Annotated in this window: 15 protein-coding genes; 10 read left to right on the forward strand and 5 right to left on the reverse strand. The window is 67.9% G+C overall.

Going from position 1 to position 20,186, the window contains the following annotated elements; all coding sequences use genetic code 11:
- The first annotated feature begins 1 nt into the window (after position 1).
- The 5 genes from AVTE2539_RS11860 (at position 2) to AVTE2539_RS11880 (ending at position 5,926) form a co-directional block, all read left to right on the forward strand.
- Complete coding sequence (locus AVTE2539_RS11860) at positions 2–1,222, forward strand: M20 aminoacylase family protein (RefSeq protein ID WP_284396458.1); 1,221 nt, start codon at positions 2–4, stop codon at positions 1,220–1,222.
- Between the two features lie 53 nt (positions 1,223–1,275).
- Positions 1,276–2,847 carry an ABC transporter substrate-binding protein gene (locus tag AVTE2539_RS11865; protein WP_284396460.1) on the forward strand — a complete coding sequence of 524 codons (1,572 nt, stop codon included), beginning with the start codon at positions 1,276–1,278 and terminating at the stop codon, positions 2,845–2,847.
- Between the two features lie 108 nt (positions 2,848–2,955).
- Positions 2,956–3,867, forward strand: coding sequence for an ABC transporter permease (locus AVTE2539_RS11870; RefSeq protein ID WP_272567462.1), 912 nt, complete (start codon positions 2,956–2,958; stop codon positions 3,865–3,867).
- Positions 3,868–3,878: 11 nt separating this feature from the next.
- On the forward strand, positions 3,879–4,856 hold the full coding sequence (locus tag AVTE2539_RS11875) for an ABC transporter ATP-binding protein (RefSeq protein ID WP_272567463.1): 978 nt from the start codon (positions 3,879–3,881) through the stop codon (positions 4,854–4,856).
- Positions 4,853–5,926, forward strand: coding sequence for an ABC transporter ATP-binding protein (locus AVTE2539_RS11880; protein WP_284410867.1), 1,074 nt, complete (start codon positions 4,853–4,855; stop codon positions 5,924–5,926). The genes AVTE2539_RS11875 and AVTE2539_RS11880 overlap by 4 nt, the downstream gene beginning before the upstream one ends.
- Positions 5,927–6,043: 117 nt before the next feature.
- Here AVTE2539_RS11880 and AVTE2539_RS11885 read toward each other — a convergent pair whose 3' ends face one another.
- Both AVTE2539_RS11885 and AVTE2539_RS11890 read right to left on the reverse strand, forming a co-directional pair.
- Positions 6,044–6,475, reverse strand: coding sequence for a DoxX family protein (locus AVTE2539_RS11885; protein WP_284410870.1), 432 nt, complete (start codon positions 6,473–6,475; stop codon positions 6,044–6,046).
- Between the two features lie 165 nt (positions 6,476–6,640).
- The gene (locus AVTE2539_RS11890; protein ID WP_284410872.1) at positions 6,641–7,240 is read right to left on the reverse strand and encodes a TetR/AcrR family transcriptional regulator; all 600 of its coding nucleotides are present in this window, start codon (positions 7,238–7,240) and stop codon (positions 6,641–6,643) included.
- A gap of 165 nt (positions 7,241–7,405) precedes the next feature.
- On the opposite strand from AVTE2539_RS11890, the gene fabF reads away from it, so the two are divergent.
- Positions 7,406–8,674, forward strand: a complete 1,269-nt coding sequence (gene fabF, locus AVTE2539_RS11895; RefSeq protein ID WP_284410874.1) for a beta-ketoacyl-ACP synthase II — start codon at positions 7,406–7,408, stop codon at positions 8,672–8,674.
- 85 nt (positions 8,675–8,759) lie between these two features.
- On the opposite strand, the gene AVTE2539_RS11900 is transcribed toward fabF, so the two are convergent.
- Both AVTE2539_RS11900 and zwf read right to left on the reverse strand, forming a co-directional pair.
- Positions 8,760–9,605: a MurR/RpiR family transcriptional regulator gene (locus AVTE2539_RS11900; RefSeq protein ID WP_272551228.1), complete on the reverse strand. Its 846-nt coding sequence runs from the start codon at positions 9,603–9,605 to the stop codon at positions 8,760–8,762.
- Between the two features lie 174 nt (positions 9,606–9,779).
- On the reverse strand, positions 9,780–11,246 hold the full coding sequence (gene zwf, locus AVTE2539_RS11905) for a glucose-6-phosphate dehydrogenase (protein ID WP_284410876.1): 1,467 nt from the start codon (positions 11,244–11,246) through the stop codon (positions 9,780–9,782).
- Between the two features lie 170 nt (positions 11,247–11,416).
- Between zwf and tal the strand changes: the two genes are divergently transcribed.
- The 4 genes from tal (at position 11,417) to AVTE2539_RS11925 (ending at position 18,352) form a co-directional block, all read left to right on the forward strand.
- Complete coding sequence (gene tal / locus AVTE2539_RS11910) at positions 11,417–12,364, forward strand: transaldolase (RefSeq protein ID WP_284410878.1); 948 nt, start codon at positions 11,417–11,419, stop codon at positions 12,362–12,364.
- Positions 12,365–12,367: 3 nt separating this feature from the next.
- On the forward strand, positions 12,368–13,963 hold the full coding sequence (pgi, locus tag AVTE2539_RS11915) for a glucose-6-phosphate isomerase (RefSeq protein WP_284410879.1): 1,596 nt from the start codon (positions 12,368–12,370) through the stop codon (positions 13,961–13,963).
- Positions 13,964–14,117: 154 nt separating this feature from the next.
- The gene (locus AVTE2539_RS11920; protein WP_284410881.1) at positions 14,118–16,028 is read left to right on the forward strand and encodes a methyl-accepting chemotaxis protein; all 1,911 of its coding nucleotides are present in this window, start codon (positions 14,118–14,120) and stop codon (positions 16,026–16,028) included.
- A gap of 233 nt (positions 16,029–16,261) precedes the next feature.
- Positions 16,262–18,352 carry a TonB-dependent siderophore receptor gene (locus AVTE2539_RS11925; protein ID WP_284410883.1) on the forward strand — a complete coding sequence of 697 codons (2,091 nt, stop codon included), beginning with the start codon at positions 16,262–16,264 and terminating at the stop codon, positions 18,350–18,352.
- 126 nt (positions 18,353–18,478) lie between these two features.
- On the opposite strand, the gene groL is transcribed toward AVTE2539_RS11925, so the two are convergent.
- Positions 18,479–20,140, reverse strand: coding sequence for a chaperonin GroEL (groL, locus tag AVTE2539_RS11930; protein WP_284410885.1), 1,662 nt, complete (start codon positions 20,138–20,140; stop codon positions 18,479–18,481).
- Positions 20,141–20,186 lie beyond the last annotated feature (46 nt).

The following is a 20,186-nucleotide window of genomic DNA, read 5'->3' on the forward strand; positions in this document are numbered from 1 at the left end:
CATGGCGCAGGCGCTTCGCTTCAAGGCCGGGGGCCGGGCCTTCGCGCACATCGCGCAGTACCACCCCGAACTCACTGCGTTCCGGCGGGACCTGCACGCCCACCCCGAACTCGGCTTCGAGGAGGTGTACACCGGGGCCCGCGTGAAAGAGGCCCTCAAGGTCTGCGGCGTGGACGAGATCCACGACGGCATCGGGCGCACGGGTATCGTCGCCGTCATCCGGGGGCAGGGCCGCGGCAGCCGCAGCATGATCGGCCTGCGTGCCGACATGGACGCGCTGCCGATGACCGAGCAGAACGATTTCGCATGGAAGTCCTGCAAGTCCGGCCTCATGCACGGGTGCGGGCACGACGGGCACACCGCCATGCTGATCGGCGCGGCGCGCTACCTGGCCGCCACGCGCCAGTTCGACGGCACCGCCGTGCTGATCTTCCAGCCCGGCGAAGAAGGCTTCGCCGGCGCGCGGGTGATGGTGGAGGACGGCCTGTTCGAACGCTTTCCCGTGCAGTCGGTGTACGCCATGCACAACTGGCCCGCCATGAAGCCCGGCACCATCGGCCTGAACTCGGGCGCCATGATGGCCGCGGCCGACCGCGTGACGATCGAGATCACCGGCCGGGGCGGCCACGGCGCCCATGCCTACCAGACGGTGGACGTGGTGCTGGTGGCGGCGCACATCATCACTGCGGTGCAGGGCATCGTCTCGCGCAACGTGCGCCCCATCGACAGCGCCGTGATCAGCCTGTGCGCGATCCAGGCGGGCGACCTGGGCGCCTTCAGCGTGCTGCCCGGCACGGCCACGCTGGTGGGCACGGTGCGCAGTTTCGATCCGGTGGTGCAGGACATGGTGGAGCGGCGCATCCAGGAGCTGTGCAGCGCCATTGCGCTCGGCTTCGGCGCCACCGCCACGGTGCGCTACGAACGCATCTATCCGGCCACCATCAACACCGAAAGCCATGCGCAGTTCGCGGGCGACGTGGCCGAATCGCTGGTGGGCGGCGAGAACGTGGTGCGCGACATGGACCCCAGCATGGGCGCGGAAGACTTCTCCTTCATGCTGCAGAACAAGCCCGGCGCCTACCTGCGCATCGGCCAGGGCACGGGCCCCGGCAACAGCGCGCTGCACAACAACCGCTACGACTTCAACGACGACATCCTGCCGCTGGGCGCCGCGCTGCATGCCAGCCTGGTCGAGCAGGCTATGCCGCTGGCGAGCGCCTGACGCCCGCATCGGCCCGTGTGCGCACATCCCCCTTTTCTTCCTCAGGAGTCCCCATGAAATTCCAGACAAAAACGGCGTTGGCCCTGGCGATGGTCGCCATGGTGTCCGTCGCAGGGGCGCAGACCATCCGCGTGGCGAACCAGGGCGATGCCCTGTCGATGGACCCGCACTCGCTCAACGAATCGCTGCAGCTGAGCGTGACCGGCAACGTCTACGAGCCGCTCGTGGGCCGCAACAAGGACCTGAGCCTGGCGCCCGCGCTGGCCACCAGCTGGAAGATGACCTCGCCCACGGTCTGGCGCTTCGAACTGCGGCGCGGCGTGCAGTTCCACGACGGCACCCCGTTCACGGCGGACGACGTGCTGTTCTCGCTGGGCCGCACGCAGGTCGAGGGCTCGGACATGAAGAGCTACACGAACGATTTCAAGGAAGTGCGCAAGATCGACGACTACACGGTCGAGATCGAGACCCGCTCGCCCTATCCCATCCTGCCGGACGTGCTCACGCTCGTGTACATGATGAGCAAGAAGTGGTGCGAGACCAACCAGGCCACGACGCCGGTGGACCGCCGCAAGGGCATCGAGAACGCCGCGTCGTTCCGCGCCAACGGCACCGGGCCGTTCCGCGTGCGCGAGCGCCAGCCCAACGTGCGCACGGTGTTCACGCGCAACGGCAGCTACTGGGGCGCCATCGAGAGCAATGCCAGCGAGATCATCTACACGCCGATCGGCAACGACGCCACCCGCGTGGCGGCCCTGCTGTCGGGCGAGGTGGACGTGATGGAGCCCGTGCCGGTGCAGGACATCGAGCGCGTCAACACCAGCCCCAACACCCGCGCCGTGACGGGCCCCGAGTTGCGCACCATCTTCCTGGGCATGGACCAAAAGCGCGACGAGTTGCTGTATTCCAGCGTGAAGGGCAAGAACCCCTTCAAGGACAAGCGGGTGCGGCAGGCGTTCTACCAGGCCATCGACATCGAGGGCATCCGCAAGACCGTCATGCGCGGCGCGGCCAACCCGTCCGCCCAGCTGGTCGGCCCCGGCATCAACGGCTTCCAGGCCGACATGAAGCGGCTGCCCTACGACGTGGATGCGGCCAAGAAGCTCATGGCCGAGGCGGGCTACGCCAACGGCTTCGAGCTGACGATGAACTGCCCCAACGACCGCTATGTGAACGATGGCCGCGTGTGCCAGGCGGTGGCGGCCAATCTTGCGCGCATCAACGTCAAGATCAATCTGCAGGCCGAGACCAAGGGCACCTATTTCCCGAAGGTGCTGCGCCGCGACACGAGCTTTTACATGCTGGGCTGGTCGCCCGCGACCTACGATGCGCACAACGCGCTGAATGCCCTCATGACGTGCGTGGACGACAAGGGCGCCGGCCAGTTCAACCTGGGCGCGTACTGCAACCCCAAGGTCGACGAGCTCACCCGGCGGATCCAGGCGGAAACCGACAAGACCCAGCGCAACGCCATGATCCGCGAGGCGTTCGCGATCCACGCCGCCGACATCGGCCACGTGCCGCTGCACCAGCAGGCGCTGGCCTGGGGCGTGAGCAAGAAGGTCAAGCTGGTGCAGATGGCCGACAACTTCATGCCCTTCAAATGGATGAGCATCGTCAAATGAGTGCCGCAGCGGCGTAGCCAACCAAGCAGGGTGCGCCGGCAAGGTGCCCGACCGAGGCGGTGGCCAGCCGGCGCCGCCGCAGTGAGTTTCCTGGGGTTTCCAAACACGATGAAAAAAACGCTCTTCCGATGGTTCGACAGCGATGTCGGCCACAGCTTTCGCACCTCGCCCGTGGCCATCGGCGCGGCGGTGATCGCGCTCATCTGCGTGTTCTGCTCGTTCTTCGCGGGCTGGGTCGCGCCGCACAACCCGTTCGATCTGACCACGCTCGAGCTGGGCGATGCGCGGCTGCCGCCGGCCTGGAGCGCCGAGGGCTCCACCAAGTACCTGCTGGGCACCGACGACCAGGGCCGCGACATCCTGTCCGCGGTGATCTACGGCGCGCGCATCTCGCTCATCGTGGGCTTCGCCTCGGTGGTGCTGTCGGTGGTGGTGGGCGTGGCGCTCGGGCTGCTGGCGGGTTTTCGCGGCGGCTGGGTGGATGCGGTGCTCATGCGCCTGTGCGACGTGATGCTGTCGTTCCCGGCCATCCTGGTGGCGCTGCTGATCGCCGGCGTGGGCCGCGCGGTGTTTCCCAATGCCCACGAGTCGCTGGCGTTCGGGGTGCTGATCATCTCGATCTCGCTGACCGGCTGGGTGCAATACGCGCGCACCGTGCGCGGCTCCACGCTGGTGGAGCGCAACAAGGAATACGTCCAGGCCGCGCGCGTGACGGGTGTCAACTCGCTGCGCATCATGCGCAAGCACGTGCTGCCCAACGTGATGGGCCCGGTGATGGTGCTGGCCACCATTCAGGTGGCGACGGCCATCATCACCGAGGCGACCCTGTCGTTCCTGGGCGTGGGCGCGCCGCCCACCTCGCCCTCGCTGGGCACGCTGATCCGTATCGGCAACGACTACCTGTTCTCGGGCGAGTGGTGGATCACGGTGTTTCCGGGCGCCATGCTGGTGTTGATTGCCCTGTCGGTGAACCTGCTGGGTGACTGGCTGCGCGATGCGCTGAATCCCCGTCTCCGCTGAAAGCACCCCCCATGAGCCTTCTCGAAGTCAAGAACCTCGTCGTCGAATTCCCGAGCCGCCGCGGCACCCTGCGCGCGCTGGACGACATCTCCTTTTCCATCGCGCCCGGTGAAATCCTGGGGGTGGTGGGCGAGTCGGGAGCCGGCAAGTCGCTCACGGGCGCGGCCATCATCGGCCTGCTGGAGCCGCCGGGGCGGGTGGCCTCCGGCCAGATCGTGCTGGAGGGCCAGCGCATCGACAACCTGTCGTCGCGCGAGATGCGGCACATCCGCGGCCGGCGCATCGGCGCGATCTTCCAGGACCCGCTGACCTCGCTGAACCCGCTGTACACGGTGGGCCAGCAGCTCGTCGAGACCATCCAGGCCCACCTGCCGGTGAACGCTGCCGAGGCGCGCCGCCGCGCCATCGACCTGCTCAAGGACACGGGCATCCCGGCCGCTGAGCAGCGCGTGGACCATTACCCCCACCAGTTCTCGGGCGGCATGCGCCAGCGCGTGGTGATCGCCCTGGCGCTGGCGGCCGAGCCGCAGCTCATCGTGGCGGACGAGCCCACCACGGCGCTGGACGTGTCGATCCAGGCGCAGATCATCCAGCTGCTCAAGAACATCTGCAAATCGCGCGGCGCGGCCGTGATGCTCATCACCCACGACATGGGCGTGATCGCCGAGACCTGCGACCGGGTGGCGGTGCTGTATGCCGGCCGCGTGGCCGAGATCGGCCCCGTGCACGAGGTCATCAACCACCCGGCGCACCCCTACACGGCCGGCCTGATGGCGTCCATCCCCGACATGGAGCAGGAGCGCGAGCGCCTGAACCAGATCGACGGCGCCATGCCGCGCCTGAACGCCATTCCCCAGGGCTGTGCCTTCAATCCGCGCTGCCCCCACACCTTCGACCGCTGCAAGGTGGAGCGCCCCGAACTGCTCCAGGCCGGCGCCACGAAAGCCGCCTGCTGGCTGCACGACCTGCCCAAGAAAGCCGCCGCATGAGCGCCCACACTCCCATCCCTTCCGCCAGCGCCAGTGCCGCCGCGGGCGAGCCCCTGGTGCAGGCGCACGACCTGGCCAAGACGTTCGATGTGTCCGCCCCCTGGCTCAACCGCGTGCTGGAGCGCAAGCCGCGCACGCTGCTGCACGCCGTCGACGGCGTGAGCTTCGAGATCGAGCGCGGCAAGACGCTGGCGCTCGTGGGCGAATCCGGCTGCGGCAAGAGCACGGTGGCGCGGCTGCTGGTGGGCCTGTACGAGCCCACGCGCGGCGGTCTCACCTTCGACGGGCAGGACGCGCACGCGGCCTTCAAGGGCAAGGATGCCCAGGCCATGCGCCGCCGCATCCAGATGATCTTTCAGGACCCGTATGCCAGCCTCAACCCGCGCTGGCTGGTCGAGGACATCATCGGCGAGCCGCTGCGCGAGCACGGCCTCATCACCGACAAGGCCGAGCTGAAGGCCCGCGTGGGCGAGCTGCTGCAGTCGGTGGGCCTGTCGCCGCTGGACATGGTGAAGTACCCGCACCAGTTCTCGGGCGGCCAGCGCCAGCGCATCTCGATCGCGCGGGCGCTCGCCACCGAGCCGGAATTTCTCGTGTGCGACGAGCCCACGTCGGCGCTGGACGTGTCGGTGCAGGCGCAGGTGCTCAACATCATGAAGGACCTGCAGCGCGAGCGGCACCTGACCTACCTGTTCATCTCGCACAACCTCGCGGTGGTGCGCCATGTGAGCGACCAGGTGGGCGTGATGTACCTGGGGCGCCTGGTGGAGCTGGCCGACAAGCGCGAGCTGTTCGCCACGCCGCGCCACCCCTACACGCGCATGCTGCTGGACGCCATCCCCAAGATGCACGACACCGGCCGCTCGCGCACGCCGGTGCAGGGGGAGGTGCCCAACCCGCTCAACCCGCCGTCCGGCTGCGCGTTCAATCCGCGTTGCCCGCACGCCAACGACCGGTGCCGCACCGAGCGGCCGCAGTTGCTGAACCAGGGCGGCGCCCGCGTGGCCTGCCACGGCATCGAGGAAGGCCGCATTCCGCTGGTGGCGGTGCCCGTTCCCGCCGCGGTTTGATCGGAATCGGGCCGATGCCCTAGTGGATCATGTTCCTTTTGCTATATTTTTCATAGCAAAAGGGGTGGCTCGGGTGGATTCGGGTGAGCGGCGGTGGGCGCCACCGCCCATCCCCCTTCAGTTGAATTTGCCGTTCACACCGCCCACGCTGTAGCGTCCGGCGCCCAGCAGCACCACGCTCAACGCGCCGAACAGGTACAGGCCCTGCAGTTCCAGCGCCCAGCCGCCCTGCTTGTTGAGCGCGAACAGGTCGGCCATGTGCACCAGGCCGAACGCCACCAGCATGTTGACCACCACGATGGCGGCGCCAGCGCGAGTGGCCAGGCCGACGATCATCAGCACCGGCGCCAGGATCTCCCCGACGAACACGAGGTAGCCCAGGGCGCCCGGCAGGCCGGCCCGCTCCAGCAGGCCGCTGACGAAGCCCACCCCGTTCTGCAGCTTGAAGATGCCGTGCAGCAGCACCAGCACGCCGACGGCGACACGCAGGACGAGTTTGCCGGCATCGTCCGAGGGGGCGGCGTCGGTATGGCGGGATACGTTGTTCATGGTTTCTCTCCTCTCTGAGTCAAAAAACGCAGTATGCGGGCCCGTTCGGGAGGTGTCAGTGCGTTTTCTCACAATCGGCCGAAGGGCTGTCGCACCTGGACCACGCCGTGTACCCCAGACCGCACAGTGCAGCGCAGCACGCTGCGCTGTGGGCGCTGCCGCCGGTCAAACCGCTTTGTCCTCCGGTGCGTTCAGCCTGTCGCGCAGCGTGGCGAGGATTTCATCGGACAGCGCAGGCTGGGCGGCGGCGGTGGCTCTGGCCAGCACGAGCCCGCCCACCATGGTCGCCAGCATTTCCATGGCGCGCGCCCGGCCTTCGGCGCTGATGGGGCCGCCGTCGGGGGCGAGTTCTTCGATCACCCGGGCGAAGCGGTCGATGTTGCGCTCGATGCCGCGCGCGAACACCTCGGACAGGTCGCTGCCGGCCCGGGCCGCGTCCACCGCCAGCGCGGCGGCGGGACAGCCTTCGCCGGGCCTGTCACGGTGGGTGGCCGAGAGATAGCTGTTCACGCGCGCAGCCAGGCCGGTCGCGCCTTCCGCGCCGTCCAGCGGGGCGATCGACCAATCGAACGCACGGGCACAGGCTTCGCGCACCAGCGCGTCCTTGGAGGCGAAGTGTCGATACAGGCCGCCGTGGGTCAGTCCCGCGTCGCGGGTGATGTCGGCCACCCCCACGCCCGACAGGCCGCGCTCGCGGTAGAGCCGCGCGGCGGCGTCCAGGATGCCTTGCCTGTTTTCCGCCGACTGGGCCTTGGACACTTTCATCGCTGATTTTCCTTTTTGATTGCGACCGTACGCAAAAACGGATCGTGCATTTATGATGACGGCCGCAATCATAAAAGCGCGGGCAGCCGTGCATCAACCAGCGAGGCCAATGATGGTGAATCACAAGGTGACCCCGGGCGGGGTATTTTCGGGCGGGGCAGCCTGATGCGGCGCGTCGTCGTGACCGGCATGGGGTTGGTGTCTCCCCTGGGCTGTGGTGTGGAACTGGCTTGGGGCCGACTGCTGTCCGGTGCATCGGGCCTGCGGCGCCTGCCCGAAGCCACGGTGGAGGGGCTGGCGGCCAAAGTGGGCGGCGTGGTGCCCACCATCGAGGAAGACGGGCAGGGCGGCTGGAATCCGATGTCTGTGATCGGCACGAAAGACGCTCGCAAGATGGACCGCTTCATCCCCTTCGCCCTCGGCGCGGCGCAGCAGGCCCTGGCGCAGGCCGGCTGGGCGCCGGCGGATGCCCACGCGGCCCACCGCACGGCCACGGTGATCGCCTCCGGCATCGGCGGCTTCGGCGCCATTGCCGAGGCCGTGCGCACCACCGACACGCGGGGGCCGCAGCGCCTGTCGCCCTTCACCGTGCCGTCGTTCCTGATCAATCTGGCGGCAGGGCACGTGTCGATACGGCATGGCCTGAAAGGGCCCATCGGCGCGCCCGTGACGGCCTGCGCCGCCAGCATCCAGGCCATCGGCGATGGCGTGCGCATGATCCGCTGCGGCGAAGCCGACGTGGCCGTGTGCGGCGGCACCGAGGCCGCGATCGACCGCGTCAGCCTGGGCGGTTTCGCCGCGGCCAAGTCTTTGTCCACCGGCTTCGCGGACCACCCCGCCGCCGCATCGCGCCCGTTCGATGCGGCGCGCGACGGCTTCGTGATGGGGGAGGGCGCCGGCGTGCTGGTGCTGGAGGCGCTGGAGCATGCGCTGGCGCGCGGCGCCGTGCCGCTGGCCGAGGTGGTGGGCTACGGCACCTCCGCGGACGCGCACCACATCACCTCGGGCCCGGAAGACGGCGACGGTGCCCTGCGCAGCATGCAGGCGGCGCTGGCGCAGGCCGGGCTGCAGCCGGCGCAGGTGCAGCACCTCAATGCCCATGCCACATCCACCTACGTCGGCGACCGGGGCGAGCTGGCGGCGATCCGCCGCCTGTTCGGCGAAGGGGCCGCGGTGGCCATTGCCTCCACCAAGGGGGCGACCGGGCATCTTCTGGGAGCGGCAGGCGCGGTGGCATCGGTCTTCACGGTGATGGCGCTGCGCGATCAGGTCGTGCCCGGCACGCTGAATCTGGACCAGCCCGATGACCTCGCCCAAGGGCTGGACATCGTGGCGCACCGGGCGCGCCCGATGGCGCTGGAGCATGCGCTGGTCACCGGGTTCGGATTCGGCGGCGTGAACGCATCGCTGGTGTTCCGCCGATGGGTGTCCTGAAATGCTATAAAAATAATAGCTATATGCCCTAGTGTTTATTGCGCTGGAGGCCTGAAAGCCTCTGCCTCTTGGTGGGCGGACCGGATCAGGTGTACCGCTTGGCCCGCAGGTTGTCCTTCATCTGCTGCAGGCGGGGCTGCAGCGGCTCGCCGATGCGCAGGGCCACGCAGGTGGCGAGCACGTCGATCACCAGCAGGTGCAGCAGGCGCGACACCATCGGGCTGTAGCGGTCGTAGCCCTCGGGGTGGTCGGCCGCCAGGTGGATGTGGCAGGCCAGGGCCAGGGGCGATCCGCTCGCGGTGATGGCGATGGTTGTGGCGCCGTTCTTGCGCGCGATGTCGGCCGCGTCCATCAGGTCGCGCGTGCGGCCGGAGTTGGAGACGATCACCGCACAGTCGCCCGGGCCGAGCAGGGTGGCGCTCATGACCTGCATGTGGCCGTCGCTCGTGCTGATGCTGGTGATGCCCAGCCGGAAGAACTTGTGCTGCGCGTCCTGCGCGACGATGCCCGAATTGCCGGCGCCGTAGAACTCGATGCGCCGGCCGGTCTGCCAGGTGTCCGCGATGGCCTTGGCGGCGCGCTCGATGGCGCCCGTGCTGGCGGCGTTGCGGTATTGCAGGAAAGCGGCGGCGGCGTTGTCCACCACCTTCACCAGCACGTCGCCGGTCTTGTCGTCGGCGTCCACGCTGCGGTGGATGAAGGGCACCCCTTCGCTCACGCTGCCCGCCAGCTTGAGCTTGAAGTCGGCCAGGCCGTCGTAGCCCATGCTGCGGCAAAACCGCACCACGGTGGGCTTGCTCACGCTGGCGCGGGCGGCCAGTTCGCGCACCGGCAGCCGGGCGAAGGCCCGCGCGTCGTCCAGCACGAGCTGGGCCACGCGCTGCTCGGCCGGGGCCAGCGAGGGCAGGGATGCGGTGATTCGTTCAAGCATGGCGGGGGCCCTTCATCGCCGGACGGCACGCGTGCTGCGAGCCACCGACGCGGCCTTGACCATCGGATGGCCGCGGAGCAGGCCACGCCAGCAGACGCCGTGGAACTGGCTCTGCCAGGCCACGGGCGTCGTCCCCCTCTGGGGGAAGGCGCCGCAGGCGACACAGGGGGCGGCTCAAGTCTCTTCCATCCAGGTGTGGCCGTCGCGCGCCACCATGGCGCTGGCGGCGCTGGGTCCCCAGCTGCCGGCGGAGTAGGGCCGGGGGCCGTCGTCGGAGTCGCGCCAGGCCTGCATGATGGGCTCCACCCAGCGCCAGGCGGCTTCCTGCTCGTCGGCCCGCACGAAGAGGTTCAGGCGCCCGCCGATCACGTCCAGCAGCAGGCGTTCGTAGGCGCCCACGCGCTCGGTGCCGAAGCGCTGCTCGAAGTCGAGGTCCAGGTGCACCGGCGCGAGTGCCTGCGCCTCCGACACGCGGGTGCCGCGCTTTTCCTGGCCCGCCGCGAACAGGTGCAGGGCCACGCCGTCGCGCGGCTGCAGGTGGATCACCAGCCGGTTGGCCGCGCCCATCGGCGAGCGGTAGATGGGGTGGGGCGTGGGCCGGAAGTTGATGGCGATGTGCGCCTCGTGCGAGGCCAGCCGCTTGCCGGTGCGCACGTAGAAGGGCACGCCGGCCCAGCGCCAGTTGGCGATCTCGGTGCGCAGGGCCACGAAGGTCTCGGTGCGGCTGCCGGGCGCCACGCCGTCCTCGTCGGCGTAGCCCTTCACGCGCTCGCCGCTCAGGCTGCCGGCCGTGTACTGGCCGCGCACCACGTCGCGTGCCAGGGTGGCGGGCGTCCAGGGGACCAGCGAGCGCAGCACCTTGAGCTTTTCGTCACGGATGGCATCGGCATGGGCGTTGATGGGCGGCTCCATGCCGATCGCGCACAGCAGCTGCAGCGCGTGGTTCTGCACCATGTCGCGCAGGGCGCCCGTGCCGTCGTAGAACGCGCCGCGCTTTTCCACGCCCAGCTTCTCGGCCATGGTGATCTCGATGCTGGCGACGGTCTCGCGGCGCCACAGGGGCTCGAAGAGCGCATTGCCGAAGCGCAGCGCCAGCAGGTTCTGCACCGACGGCTTGCCCAGGTAGTGGTCGATGCGGAAGATCTGCCACTCGTTGAACACCGTGCGAACCGCCGCGTTGATGGCGCGGTTGGATTCGAGGTCGTGGCCCAGGGGTTTTTCCAGCACCACGCGCGTGTTCGGGGTGGCCAGCCCGGCGGCGCCGAGCTGCTCGCAGGCGGTGGTGAACAGGCCCGGGGCGGTGGCCAGATACATCACCACGGTGTCGGCCTGCCGCTCGCCCAGCCGCTCGGCCAGCCGGGCGTAGTCCTCGGGCTTGGACAGGTCCATGCGCTGGTATTGCAGCAAGGCCGCGAACTGCTGGAACTCCTCTGCGCTCGGGCGCTTGTCGTCCACCACGGCGGCGAAACGGCTGGCGATCAGTTCGCGGTAGGCGGCGTCGGTCAGGTCGTCCCGCGCCACGCCGATGATGCGGCCGCCTGCGGGCAGCGAGCCGTGGCGGAACGCCTGGAAAAGGGCCGGCAGCAGCTTGCGCCATGCCAGATCGCCCGTGCCGCCGAACAGAACCAGATCGAAACTCATCGTTGTCGCGTCCCCAGAAGATTGGTAATTAAGCTGCCGGGCATGTTACCGAGTTTCATGATGAGGCGGCGACTGACAGGAACCCGGGTTACCGCGCAATACACTCTGCGGTTGCCGTGCCGACGGGGCCCGCCCGAGCGCCCCCGCACGCCACCTCACGGGAGCATTGCATGAACCAACTCGACGCCCTCAAACAAGTCACCACCGTGGTGGCCGACACGGGCGACTTCCGCCAACTGAGCGCCTACCAGCCGCAGGATGCGACGACCAACCCCTCGCTGATCCTCAAGGCGGTGCAAAAGCCCGACTACGCCCCCCTGCTGCAAGAGGCCGTGACCCGCTGGAAGAACCATCCGGTGGAAGAAATCATGGACCGGCTGATCGTGCGGTTCGGCTGCGAAATCCTCTCCCTCATTCCCGGCCGCGTCTCCACCGAAGTGGATGCGCGCCTGTCGTTCGACACCATGGCCACCGTCACGCGGGGCGAACGCATCATCGAGCTGTACCAGGCCGAGGGCGTGGACACCGCCCGCGTGCTCATCAAGATCGCCGCCACCTGGGAGGGCATCGAAGCCGCCCGCATCCTGGAAGAGCGCGGCATCCACACCAACCTCACGCTGCTGTTCTCGCCCGTGCAGGCCGTGGCCTGCGGCCGCGCCAAGGTGCAATTGATCTCGCCCTTCGTCGGCCGCATCTACGACTGGTACAAAAAGCAGGCCGGCGCCCAGTGGGACGAGGCGGCCATGGCCGGCGCCAATGACCCTGGCGTGCAGTCGGTGCGCCAGATCTACCAGTACTACAAGCACTTCGGCATCGCCACCGAGGTCATGGGAGCGAGCTTTCGCAACGTGGGGCAGATCACCGCGCTGGCCGGCTGCGACCTGCTGACCATCGCCCCCGACCTGCTCGCGCAGCTGGCGGCCAGCGATGCGCCGCTGACCCGCGCGCTCGACCCCGAGGCCGCGCGCGCGCTGGACCTGCCGGCCGTCGAATACGACGAGCCCGCCTTCCGCTACGCGTTCAATGCCGACGCCATGGCGACCGAGAAGCTCGCCGAAGGCATCCGCGCCTTCGCGGCCGATGCGGCCAAGCTCGAACACATGATGCAGGCCGCCTGACCCATGACCATGCCCCAACGCATCCGCTGCGACCACACCACCGCCTGGGCGGCGCTGCAGGCCCGCTACGACGACAGCGGCCGCACCTTCGACGTGCGCCAGGCGCTCGCCACCGACCCGCTGCGCTTCGAGGACTTCAGCCAGGAGGCGCCGCACCTGTTCGCCGACCTGTCCAAGAACCGCATCGACCGGCCGACCGAGGCGCTGCTCATGCAGCTGGCGCGCGAGTGCGGCGTGGAGGCCTACCGCGACGCCATGTTCGCCGGCGAGGCGATCAACCACACCGAGCAGCGCGCGGTGATGCACTGGTTATTGCGAAATCCGGCCGATGCCCTAGAAAATCATGCCCCTGGCGCTACTGATTTCGTAGCAAACAGCCTGCGCGACGTGCACACCACGCTCGATGCGATGCTGGCGCTGGCCGAGCGCGTGCGTGCCGACACCGCCATCACCGACATCGTGAACATCGGCATCGGCGGGTCGGACCTCGGGCCTTCCATGGTGGTGAAGGCGCTGGACGACCTGCGCCAGAGCGACAAGCGCCTGCACTTCGTCTCCAACGTCGACGGGCAGGAGCTGGGCACGCTGCTGCACACGCTGCGGCCCGAGAGCACGCTGTTCCTCATCGCCTCCAAGACGTTCACCACCGCCGAGACCATGTCCAACGCCCATGCGGCGCGCGACTGGTTCCTGTCGCACGGCGGCAGTCCGCGGCAGGCCGGGCGCGTGTCGGTGTCGCGCCATTTCGTCGCGCTCACGACCAACGTCGAAGCCGCGGCGGAGTTCGGCATCGACACCACGCTCGGCTTCTGGGACTGGGTGGGTGGGCGCTATTCGCTGTGGTCGGCCATCGGCCTGCCGATCGCCATCGCCATCGGCGCGGCGCATTTCCGCGACCTGCTGGCCGGCGCCCACGCGATGGACGAGCACTTTCGCCACGCGCCGCTGGAGCGCAACCTGCCGGTGCGCCTCGGCCTGCTGGACGTGTGGTACCGCAACTTCCACCGGTTCGCCAGCCGCTGCGTCGCGCCCTACAGCCACGGCCTTCGCCGGCTGCCGGCCTACCTGCAGCAGCTGGAGATGGAGAGCAACGGCAAGGGCGTGGACTGGGAAGGCCGGCCGCTGGCGGTGCAGACCTCGCCCGTGGTGTGGGGCGAACCCGGCACCAACGGCCAGCACGCGTTCTTCCAGATGGTCCACCAGGGCCCCGACGTGATTCCGGTGGAGTTCATCGCGCTGCGCAAGGGCGCGCGCGACCTCCCGCACCACCACTCGCGCCTCGTGGCCAATGCCCTGGCGCAGGCCAAGGCGCTGATGCTGGGCCGGCCGCAGGAGTCCGGGCACCGGCACTTCACCGGCAACCGCCCCAGCACGTTCCTGGTGCTGGACCAGTTGGCACCCGCGTCGCTGGGCGCGCTCATCGCGCTCTACGAGCACCGCGTGTTCGTGAGCGGCGCGGTCTGGGGCATCAACAGCTTCGACCAGTGGGGGGTGGAACTGGGCAAGGTGCTGGCCCGGGACCTGGAGCCCCGCCTGTCCTCGGGCGACACCGACGGGCTGGACGCGTCGACCGCCGGCCTGCTGCGCCAGCTGCGGTGACCTGAACATCTGGCGCTCCGGGAGGGCGCGATGGGTGTCGAGGGGCGAGCGGGGTTGTAACGGCGGGCCGGCGGGCCTCAACGCCGCCGGACGGTTGCCGATAACAGAGGGGAGACCGCGTGTCTCCCTTTGTTATCCCATCACCGGACTGCCCATGATCCGCACTGCTTCCACCCAAACCCGTTTCACCCTCCTGATCTGCGGCTTCTTCCTGCTCCTGCTGCTGGGAACGTTCGCCGTCATCCAACTGTCCGTCACGCCGGACCTGTCCACGCTGGAAGGCAAGGTCGTCTCCGCCAACGTGGAGCAGATCTCGGTGCGCATCAGCGAGCAGCTTCGCCAGGTCGAGGCCCAGTCCCGCAGCATCACCCAGACCGTGGCCTTGCTGGCCAGCGACCAGATCGACGTGCTGCAGCCCGGCCTGGTCGACCAGTACGGCGACCCCAACGTGTTCGGCGGCGGCATCTGGCCCCTGCCCAACAAGCGGGAGCCGGGCCGCGACAAGTTCAGCACCTTCTTTGCGCGCGATGCCAGCAACAAGCTGGTGGTCAACACCCATTGGAATTCGGCGGAGTCGCTCAAATACTGGGAGCAGCCCTGGTATGAGAACGGCAAGACGGCAGCCAAAGGCACCTGCAAGTGGGCCAAGGCCTATCAAGATGCCGCCAGTCCGCAACCGCGCACCAATTGCGCCATGCCCATCTACAAGGGCGATGAGTTGTATGGCGTGTCCACCATCGACGTGACGCTGGGCTTTTTCAACCGCCTGGTGGCCGACATGGAGAGCAAGGTCCAGGGCCAGATCCTGATCGTGGAGGGCGACGGCAAGATCGTCAGCAACAGCACGAAGATCCAGGGCAACATCGTTTTGAAAAATGTCTCGGACATCGCATCGAGCTCGCCCATGGCGGCAGAAATTCAGCGGATGCTGCCCACCCTGCAGGGCGGGGCCTCGGCCCAGGGGGCGTACCAGGATGGGCAGGGCTCGCAGGTGCTGTTCCTCCAGCCCATTCCCGGCAGCCCATGGTTCATCGCCACGGCCATTCCGGCATCGCTCCTGGCGGTCAACAGCCACCGCATCCTGACCAAGCTGGCCGCCGTGCAGGTGCCCATGGCCCTGGTGCTGCTGGGCCTGATGGTGATGGGCGTTCGCCTGTTCATGAAGCGCCTGGCCGTCCTCAAGGGCAACATCGACGCGCTCTCGGCCGGCGAGGCCGACCTGACGCGCCGCCTGCCCGAAACCGGCGGGGCGGAGTTCGGCGCGGTCGCTGCGAGCTTCAATGCCTTCATCGCCCGCCTGCAGGGCGTGGTGAGCCAGGTGGTCACGGGCGCATCGTCGATCGCCTCGGCCTCCGGTGAAATCTCCAGCGGCAACCACGACCTTTCCGTGCGCACGGAGGAGCAGGCCGCGTTCCTGCAGGAAACGGCGGGCTCCATGGAGCAGATCACCAGCACCGTCAAGCGCAACGCCGACAGCGCCAACCAGGCCAACCGCCTGGCCACCGATGCGTTCCAGGTGGCGTCCCGGGGCGGGCAGGTCATCGGCAACGTGGTCGAGACCATGGATTCGATCAGCACGTCTTCCAAGAAGGTGGTGGACATCATCGGGGTGATCGACGGCATCGCGTTCCAGACCAACATCCTGGCGCTGAACGCCGCGGTCGAGGCGGCCCGCGCGGGCGAGCAGGGCCGCGGGTTCGCGGTGGTGGCCAGCGAGGTGCGCAGCCTGGCCCAGCGTTCGGCCGAAGCGGCCAAGGACATCAAGAACCTGATCGCGGACTCGGTCACCAAGGTGGAGTCCGGCAGCGCCCTGGTGGTGCAGGCCGGCACGACGATGAGCGAGATCATCGCCACCAACACCAGCGTGGCCTCGATCATGGGCGAGATCATGGCCGCCAGCGTGGAGCAGAGCCGGGACATCGAGCGGGTGAACCAGGCCATCGCCCAGCTCGACACCACGACGCAGCAGAACGCGGCGCTGGTGGAGGAAGTGTCCGCCGCGGCGCGCTCCATGCAGGAGCAGACCGACCTGTTGCGGCAGGTGGTGGGGGCCTTCAAGGTGTGACGGGAGGGCTTCGCTGCCGGCGCTGGCATCGCCAGCGCATCCAGACAGTCCCCGCCGGTCTCGCGACCCGCGGGGATTTTTCTTGGGGTCGACCGAGGCAGGAGGGGCTGCCGCCGGTTTGGCCGCGTCCCGGGAATGCAGCGTCGGCATGTCGCCTGATTGCAACAAATTGCTTACAGATCGGTCATCGATTTCTAGAATAGGAATCGTTATCAATACTATTTATGTTTGCCATGAAATTCATTGATCTACGGGGCACGGCCTGCGTGGCCGCCGCCCTGGGGCTGGCGCCTTGGGCGCATGCCCAGGGCGTGGGCGCCACGCTGTCCGAAGTGCGGGTGGATGCCAACGCCGAAAAGGAATCCGCCACCGGCCCCGTGGTGGGCTACCGCGCCCGCAACGCCACCACGGCCACCAAGACCGACACGCCGCTCAGCGAAACGCCGCAATCGGTCACCGTCATCACGCGCGACCAGATGGTCGATCAGGGCGCGACGACCTTCCAGGGGGCGCTGCTCTATGCGGCGGGCGTGCGCAGCGATGCCTACGGGCTGGACAGCCGCTCCGACAGCGTGCGCGTGCGCGGCAGCTATCCGGACATCTACCTCGATGGCCTGCGCCAGAGCTACAACTACTACACCAGCACCACGCCCGCGGAGCTGTACACGCTGGAGCGCCTGGAGGTGCTGCGCGGCCCGTCGGGCATGTTGTTCGGCACCGGCACCGTGGCGGGCGTGGTCAACATGGTGAGCAAGCGCCCGCTGCAGGAGGCGCAGCGCGAAGTGGGCGTGCAGATCGGCAGCTGGAACCGCAAGCAGCTGCAGGCCGACCTGACCGGCCCGCTGACGGCCGATGGCCAGTGGTCGTACCGCCTCGTGGCGCTGGCCCGAGACGCCGACACGCAGGTGGACCACGTGCCCGACGACCGCCGCCTGATCGCACCGTCGCTGATTTGGCGGCCCAATGCAGCGACGTCGCTGCTGCTCCAGGCGCACTGGCAGCAGGACCGCTCGGGCAGCACCTCGCAGTTCCTGCCCTGGTCGGGCACCTTGCTGCCCAATCCCAACGGCCAGCTGCCCACCAGCCGGTTCATCGGCGAGCCGGGCGACTACTACGACACCGATCGGCAATCCATCGGCTACCAGTTCGAACACCGTTTCAACGATGCCTGGACGGCGCGCCAGAACCTGCGCTGGGCCCGCAACGAGAATCGGGGCGGCTACCACTATGCGGACTTCTTCACCAGTCCGGGCGGCTGGGGCGCCGACCCGGTCAACCAGCGCCTGATCGGCCGGCTGTACGGGCAGAACGTGACGCGCACGCGCATGGCCGCGGTCGACACCAACCTGCTGGGCCGGCTCACCACGGGCGCCGTGCAGCACCAGCTGCTGCTGGGCCTCGACTGGAATCGCCAGTCGGAGGACAAGGCGGAATCCGGCGATGCCTACGATTCGCCCATCGACGCGTTCGCACCGGTGTACAGCGGGCGGACCGACCGGCCGCTCACCGCGCAGCCCCGGAATGTGCAGCGCCAGACCGGCGTTTATGTGCAGGACCAGATGAAGTGGGACAGATGGATCTTCATCGCCGGCCTGCGCCATGACCGCGTGGCGAATGCCCTGGCCGGCTCGGCCGATGACCGCACCAGCGACACCACCAAGCGCCTGGGCGTGATGTACCAACTGGCCGGCGGCTGGACGCCGTACATCAGCTATGCGGAGTCGTTCAGCCCGGTGAGCGGCACCAACACCTCGGGGGCCCGCTTCAAGCCGCTGCAAGGCGAGCAGATCGAAGTGGGGGTGAAGTACCTGCCCGAAGGCGGCGCGACCTCGTTCACCGCCTCGGTGTACGACCTGAAGGAAAAGAACCAGAAGGTCACCGATCCGACCAATCCGATGAACACGCTGCAGGCCGGCCAGACCCGCAACAAGGGGCTGGAGCTGGAACTGAAGACCCGCGTGACCACCGCGTTCGATCTGATCGCCCACTACAACTACACCGACGTGGATCCGACCCTGGAAGGCCTGCCCCGCAACCAGGCGGCGATGTGGGGCCTGTATCGCTTTTCCGTCGCGGGGATTCGCGGGTTCTCGGCCGGGGCCGGGGTGCGGTATCTCTCCGCGTTCCGCGATGGTTCCGGTCCGCGCATTCCGTCCTCGCTCGTCGGAGATGCGCTGCTGGCCTATGACAGCCAGGCATGGCGCTACGCGCTCAACATCAACAACGTGGCCGACAAGCAGTACATGAGCACCTGCCTGTCGCGCGGCGATTGCTGGTGGGCGCCCCGGCGCAACGTGGTGCTGAGCGCGACCTACCGTTTCTGAGCGGCCCATCGATCCTGCGGGCCGAACCCACGGCCCCCAAAGAAAAACCCCGCAGGCCTTGCAGCCTGCGGGGTTTTTTGATGGGGCAGCCGGGCGGGAGTGCATCCCGTCCGGTGCGGCCAGCAATTACATGCCCATGCCGCCCATGCCGCCCATGCCGCCCATGCCACCCATGTCCGGCATGCCGCCGCCGGCCGGTGCATCGTCCTTGGGGGCTTCAGCGATCATGCATTCCGTCGTCAGCAGCAGGGACGCCACGGAAGCGGCGTTCTGCAGGGCCGTGCGGGTGACCTTCGTGGGGTCCAGAATGCCCAGTTCCAGCATGTCGCCATACGTGTCGTTGGCGGCATTGAAACCGTAGTTGCCCTTGCCAGCCAGCACGGCGTTCACCACGACCGAGGCTTCGCCGCCGGCGTTGTTCACGATTTCGCGCAGGGGGGCTTCGATGGCCTTCAACACCAGCTTGATACCGGCGTCCTGATCGGCGTTGTCGCCCTTGATCGAGTTGCCCACGGCTTGCTTGGCGCGCAGCAGAGCCACGCCGCCACCGGCCACAACGCCTTCTTCCACCGCTGCACGCGTGGCGTGCAGGGCGTCTTCCACGCGGGCCTTCTTTTCCTTCATTTCGACTTCGGTGGCAGCGCCGACCTTGATCACGGCCACACCGCCTGCCAGCTTGGCCACGCGCTCTTGCAGCTTTTCGCGGTCGTAGTCGGACGTGGCTTCCTCGATCTGCACGCGCACTTGCTTGACGCGGGCTTCGATGTCTTCAGCGGCGCCGGCGCCGTCGATGATGATCGTGTTTTCCTTGCCCACTTCGATGCGCTTGGCTTGGCCCAGGTCGGCCAGGGTGACCTTCTCGAGCGTCAGGCCCACTTCTTCGGCGATGACCTTGCCGCCCGTCAGGATGGCGATGTCTTCCAGCATGGCCTTGCGGCGGTCGCCGAAGCCAGGGGCCTTCACTGCCACGACCTTCAGGATGCCGCGGATCGTGTTGACCACCAGCGTCGCCAGGGCTTCGCCTTCGACTTCTTCGGCAATGATCAGCAGCGGACGGCCGGCCTTGGCGACTTGCTCCAGCGTGGGCAGCAGGTCACGGATGTTGCTGATCTTCTTGTCGAACAGCAGCACGAAGGGGTTGTCCAGAATCGCGGATTGCTTTTCGGGGTTGTTGATGAAGTAGGGCGACAGGTAGCCGCGGTCGAACTGCATGCCTTCCACGACGTCCAGTTCGGACTCGAGGGACTTGCCGTCTTCCACGGTGATCACGCCTTCCTTGCCGACCTTGTCCATGGCGTCAGCGATCAGCTTGCCGATGGTTTCGTCGGAATTGGCGGAGATCGAACCCACCTGGGCGATTTCCTTGGAGGTCGTGGTGGCCTTGGAAGCCTTCTTCAGCTCTTCCACCAGGGCCGTCACGGCCTTGTCGATACCACGCTTGAGGTCCATGGGGTTGATGCCCGCGGCCACGTACTTGAAGCCTTCGCGCACGATGGCCTGTGCCAACACGGTGGCGGTCGTGGTGCCGTCGCCGGCGTTGTCGGACGTCTTGGAAGCCACTTCCTTCACGAGCTGGGCGCCCATGTTCTGCAGCTTGTCCTTGAGTTCGATTTCCTTGGCCACGGACACACCGTCCTTGGTCACGGTGGGGGCGCCGAACGAGCGCTCCAGCACCACGTTGCGACCCTTGGGGCCCAGGGTGACCTTGACCGCATTGGCCAGGATGTTCACGCCTTCAACCATGCGGGCGCGGGCTTCGCCGCCGAAAACTACGTCTTTTGCTGCCATTTGATTTCTCCGGATTCAGTAAACAGGATGTTCGGGAAAAGGGCCG

The sequence above is a fragment of the Acidovorax sp. SUPP2539 genome (assembly GCF_030158975.1).
In the GTDB taxonomy this organism is placed as follows: Bacteria; Pseudomonadota; Gammaproteobacteria; order Burkholderiales; family Burkholderiaceae_C; genus Paracidovorax.

Bases quoted from the DNA above. Each gene is read 5' to 3' on its own strand.
- AVTE2539_RS11860 (WP_284396458.1), top strand. From the start codon at position 2: ATGGCGCAGGCGCTTCGCTTCAAGGCCGGGGGCCGGGCCTTCGCGCAC.
- AVTE2539_RS11865 (WP_284396460.1), top strand. From the start codon at position 1,276: ATGAAATTCCAGACAAAAACGGCGTTGGCCCTGGCGATGGTCGCCATG.
- AVTE2539_RS11870 (WP_272567462.1), top strand. From the start codon at position 2,956: ATGAAAAAAACGCTCTTCCGATGGTTCGACAGCGATGTCGGCCACAGC.
- AVTE2539_RS11875 (WP_272567463.1), top strand. From the start codon at position 3,879: ATGAGCCTTCTCGAAGTCAAGAACCTCGTCGTCGAATTCCCGAGCCGC.
- AVTE2539_RS11880 (WP_284410867.1), top strand. From the start codon at position 4,853: ATGAGCGCCCACACTCCCATCCCTTCCGCCAGCGCCAGTGCCGCCGCG.
- AVTE2539_RS11885 (WP_284410870.1), bottom strand. From the start codon at position 6,475: ATGAACAACGTATCCCGCCATACCGACGCCGCCCCCTCGGACGATGCC.
- AVTE2539_RS11890 (WP_284410872.1), bottom strand. From the start codon at position 7,240: ATGAAAGTGTCCAAGGCCCAGTCGGCGGAAAACAGGCAAGGCATCCTG.
- fabF (WP_284410874.1), top strand. From the start codon at position 7,406: ATGCGGCGCGTCGTCGTGACCGGCATGGGGTTGGTGTCTCCCCTGGGC.
- AVTE2539_RS11900 (WP_272551228.1), bottom strand. From the start codon at position 9,605: ATGCTTGAACGAATCACCGCATCCCTGCCCTCGCTGGCCCCGGCCGAG.
- zwf (WP_284410876.1), bottom strand. From the start codon at position 11,246: ATGAGTTTCGATCTGGTTCTGTTCGGCGGCACGGGCGATCTGGCATGG.
- tal (WP_284410878.1), top strand. From the start codon at position 11,417: ATGAACCAACTCGACGCCCTCAAACAAGTCACCACCGTGGTGGCCGAC.
- pgi (WP_284410879.1), top strand. From the start codon at position 12,368: ATGACCATGCCCCAACGCATCCGCTGCGACCACACCACCGCCTGGGCG.
- AVTE2539_RS11920 (WP_284410881.1), top strand. From the start codon at position 14,118: ATGATCCGCACTGCTTCCACCCAAACCCGTTTCACCCTCCTGATCTGC.
- AVTE2539_RS11925 (WP_284410883.1), top strand. From the start codon at position 16,262: ATGAAATTCATTGATCTACGGGGCACGGCCTGCGTGGCCGCCGCCCTG.
- groL (WP_284410885.1), bottom strand. From the start codon at position 20,140: ATGGCAGCAAAAGACGTAGTTTTCGGCGGCGAAGCCCGCGCCCGCATG.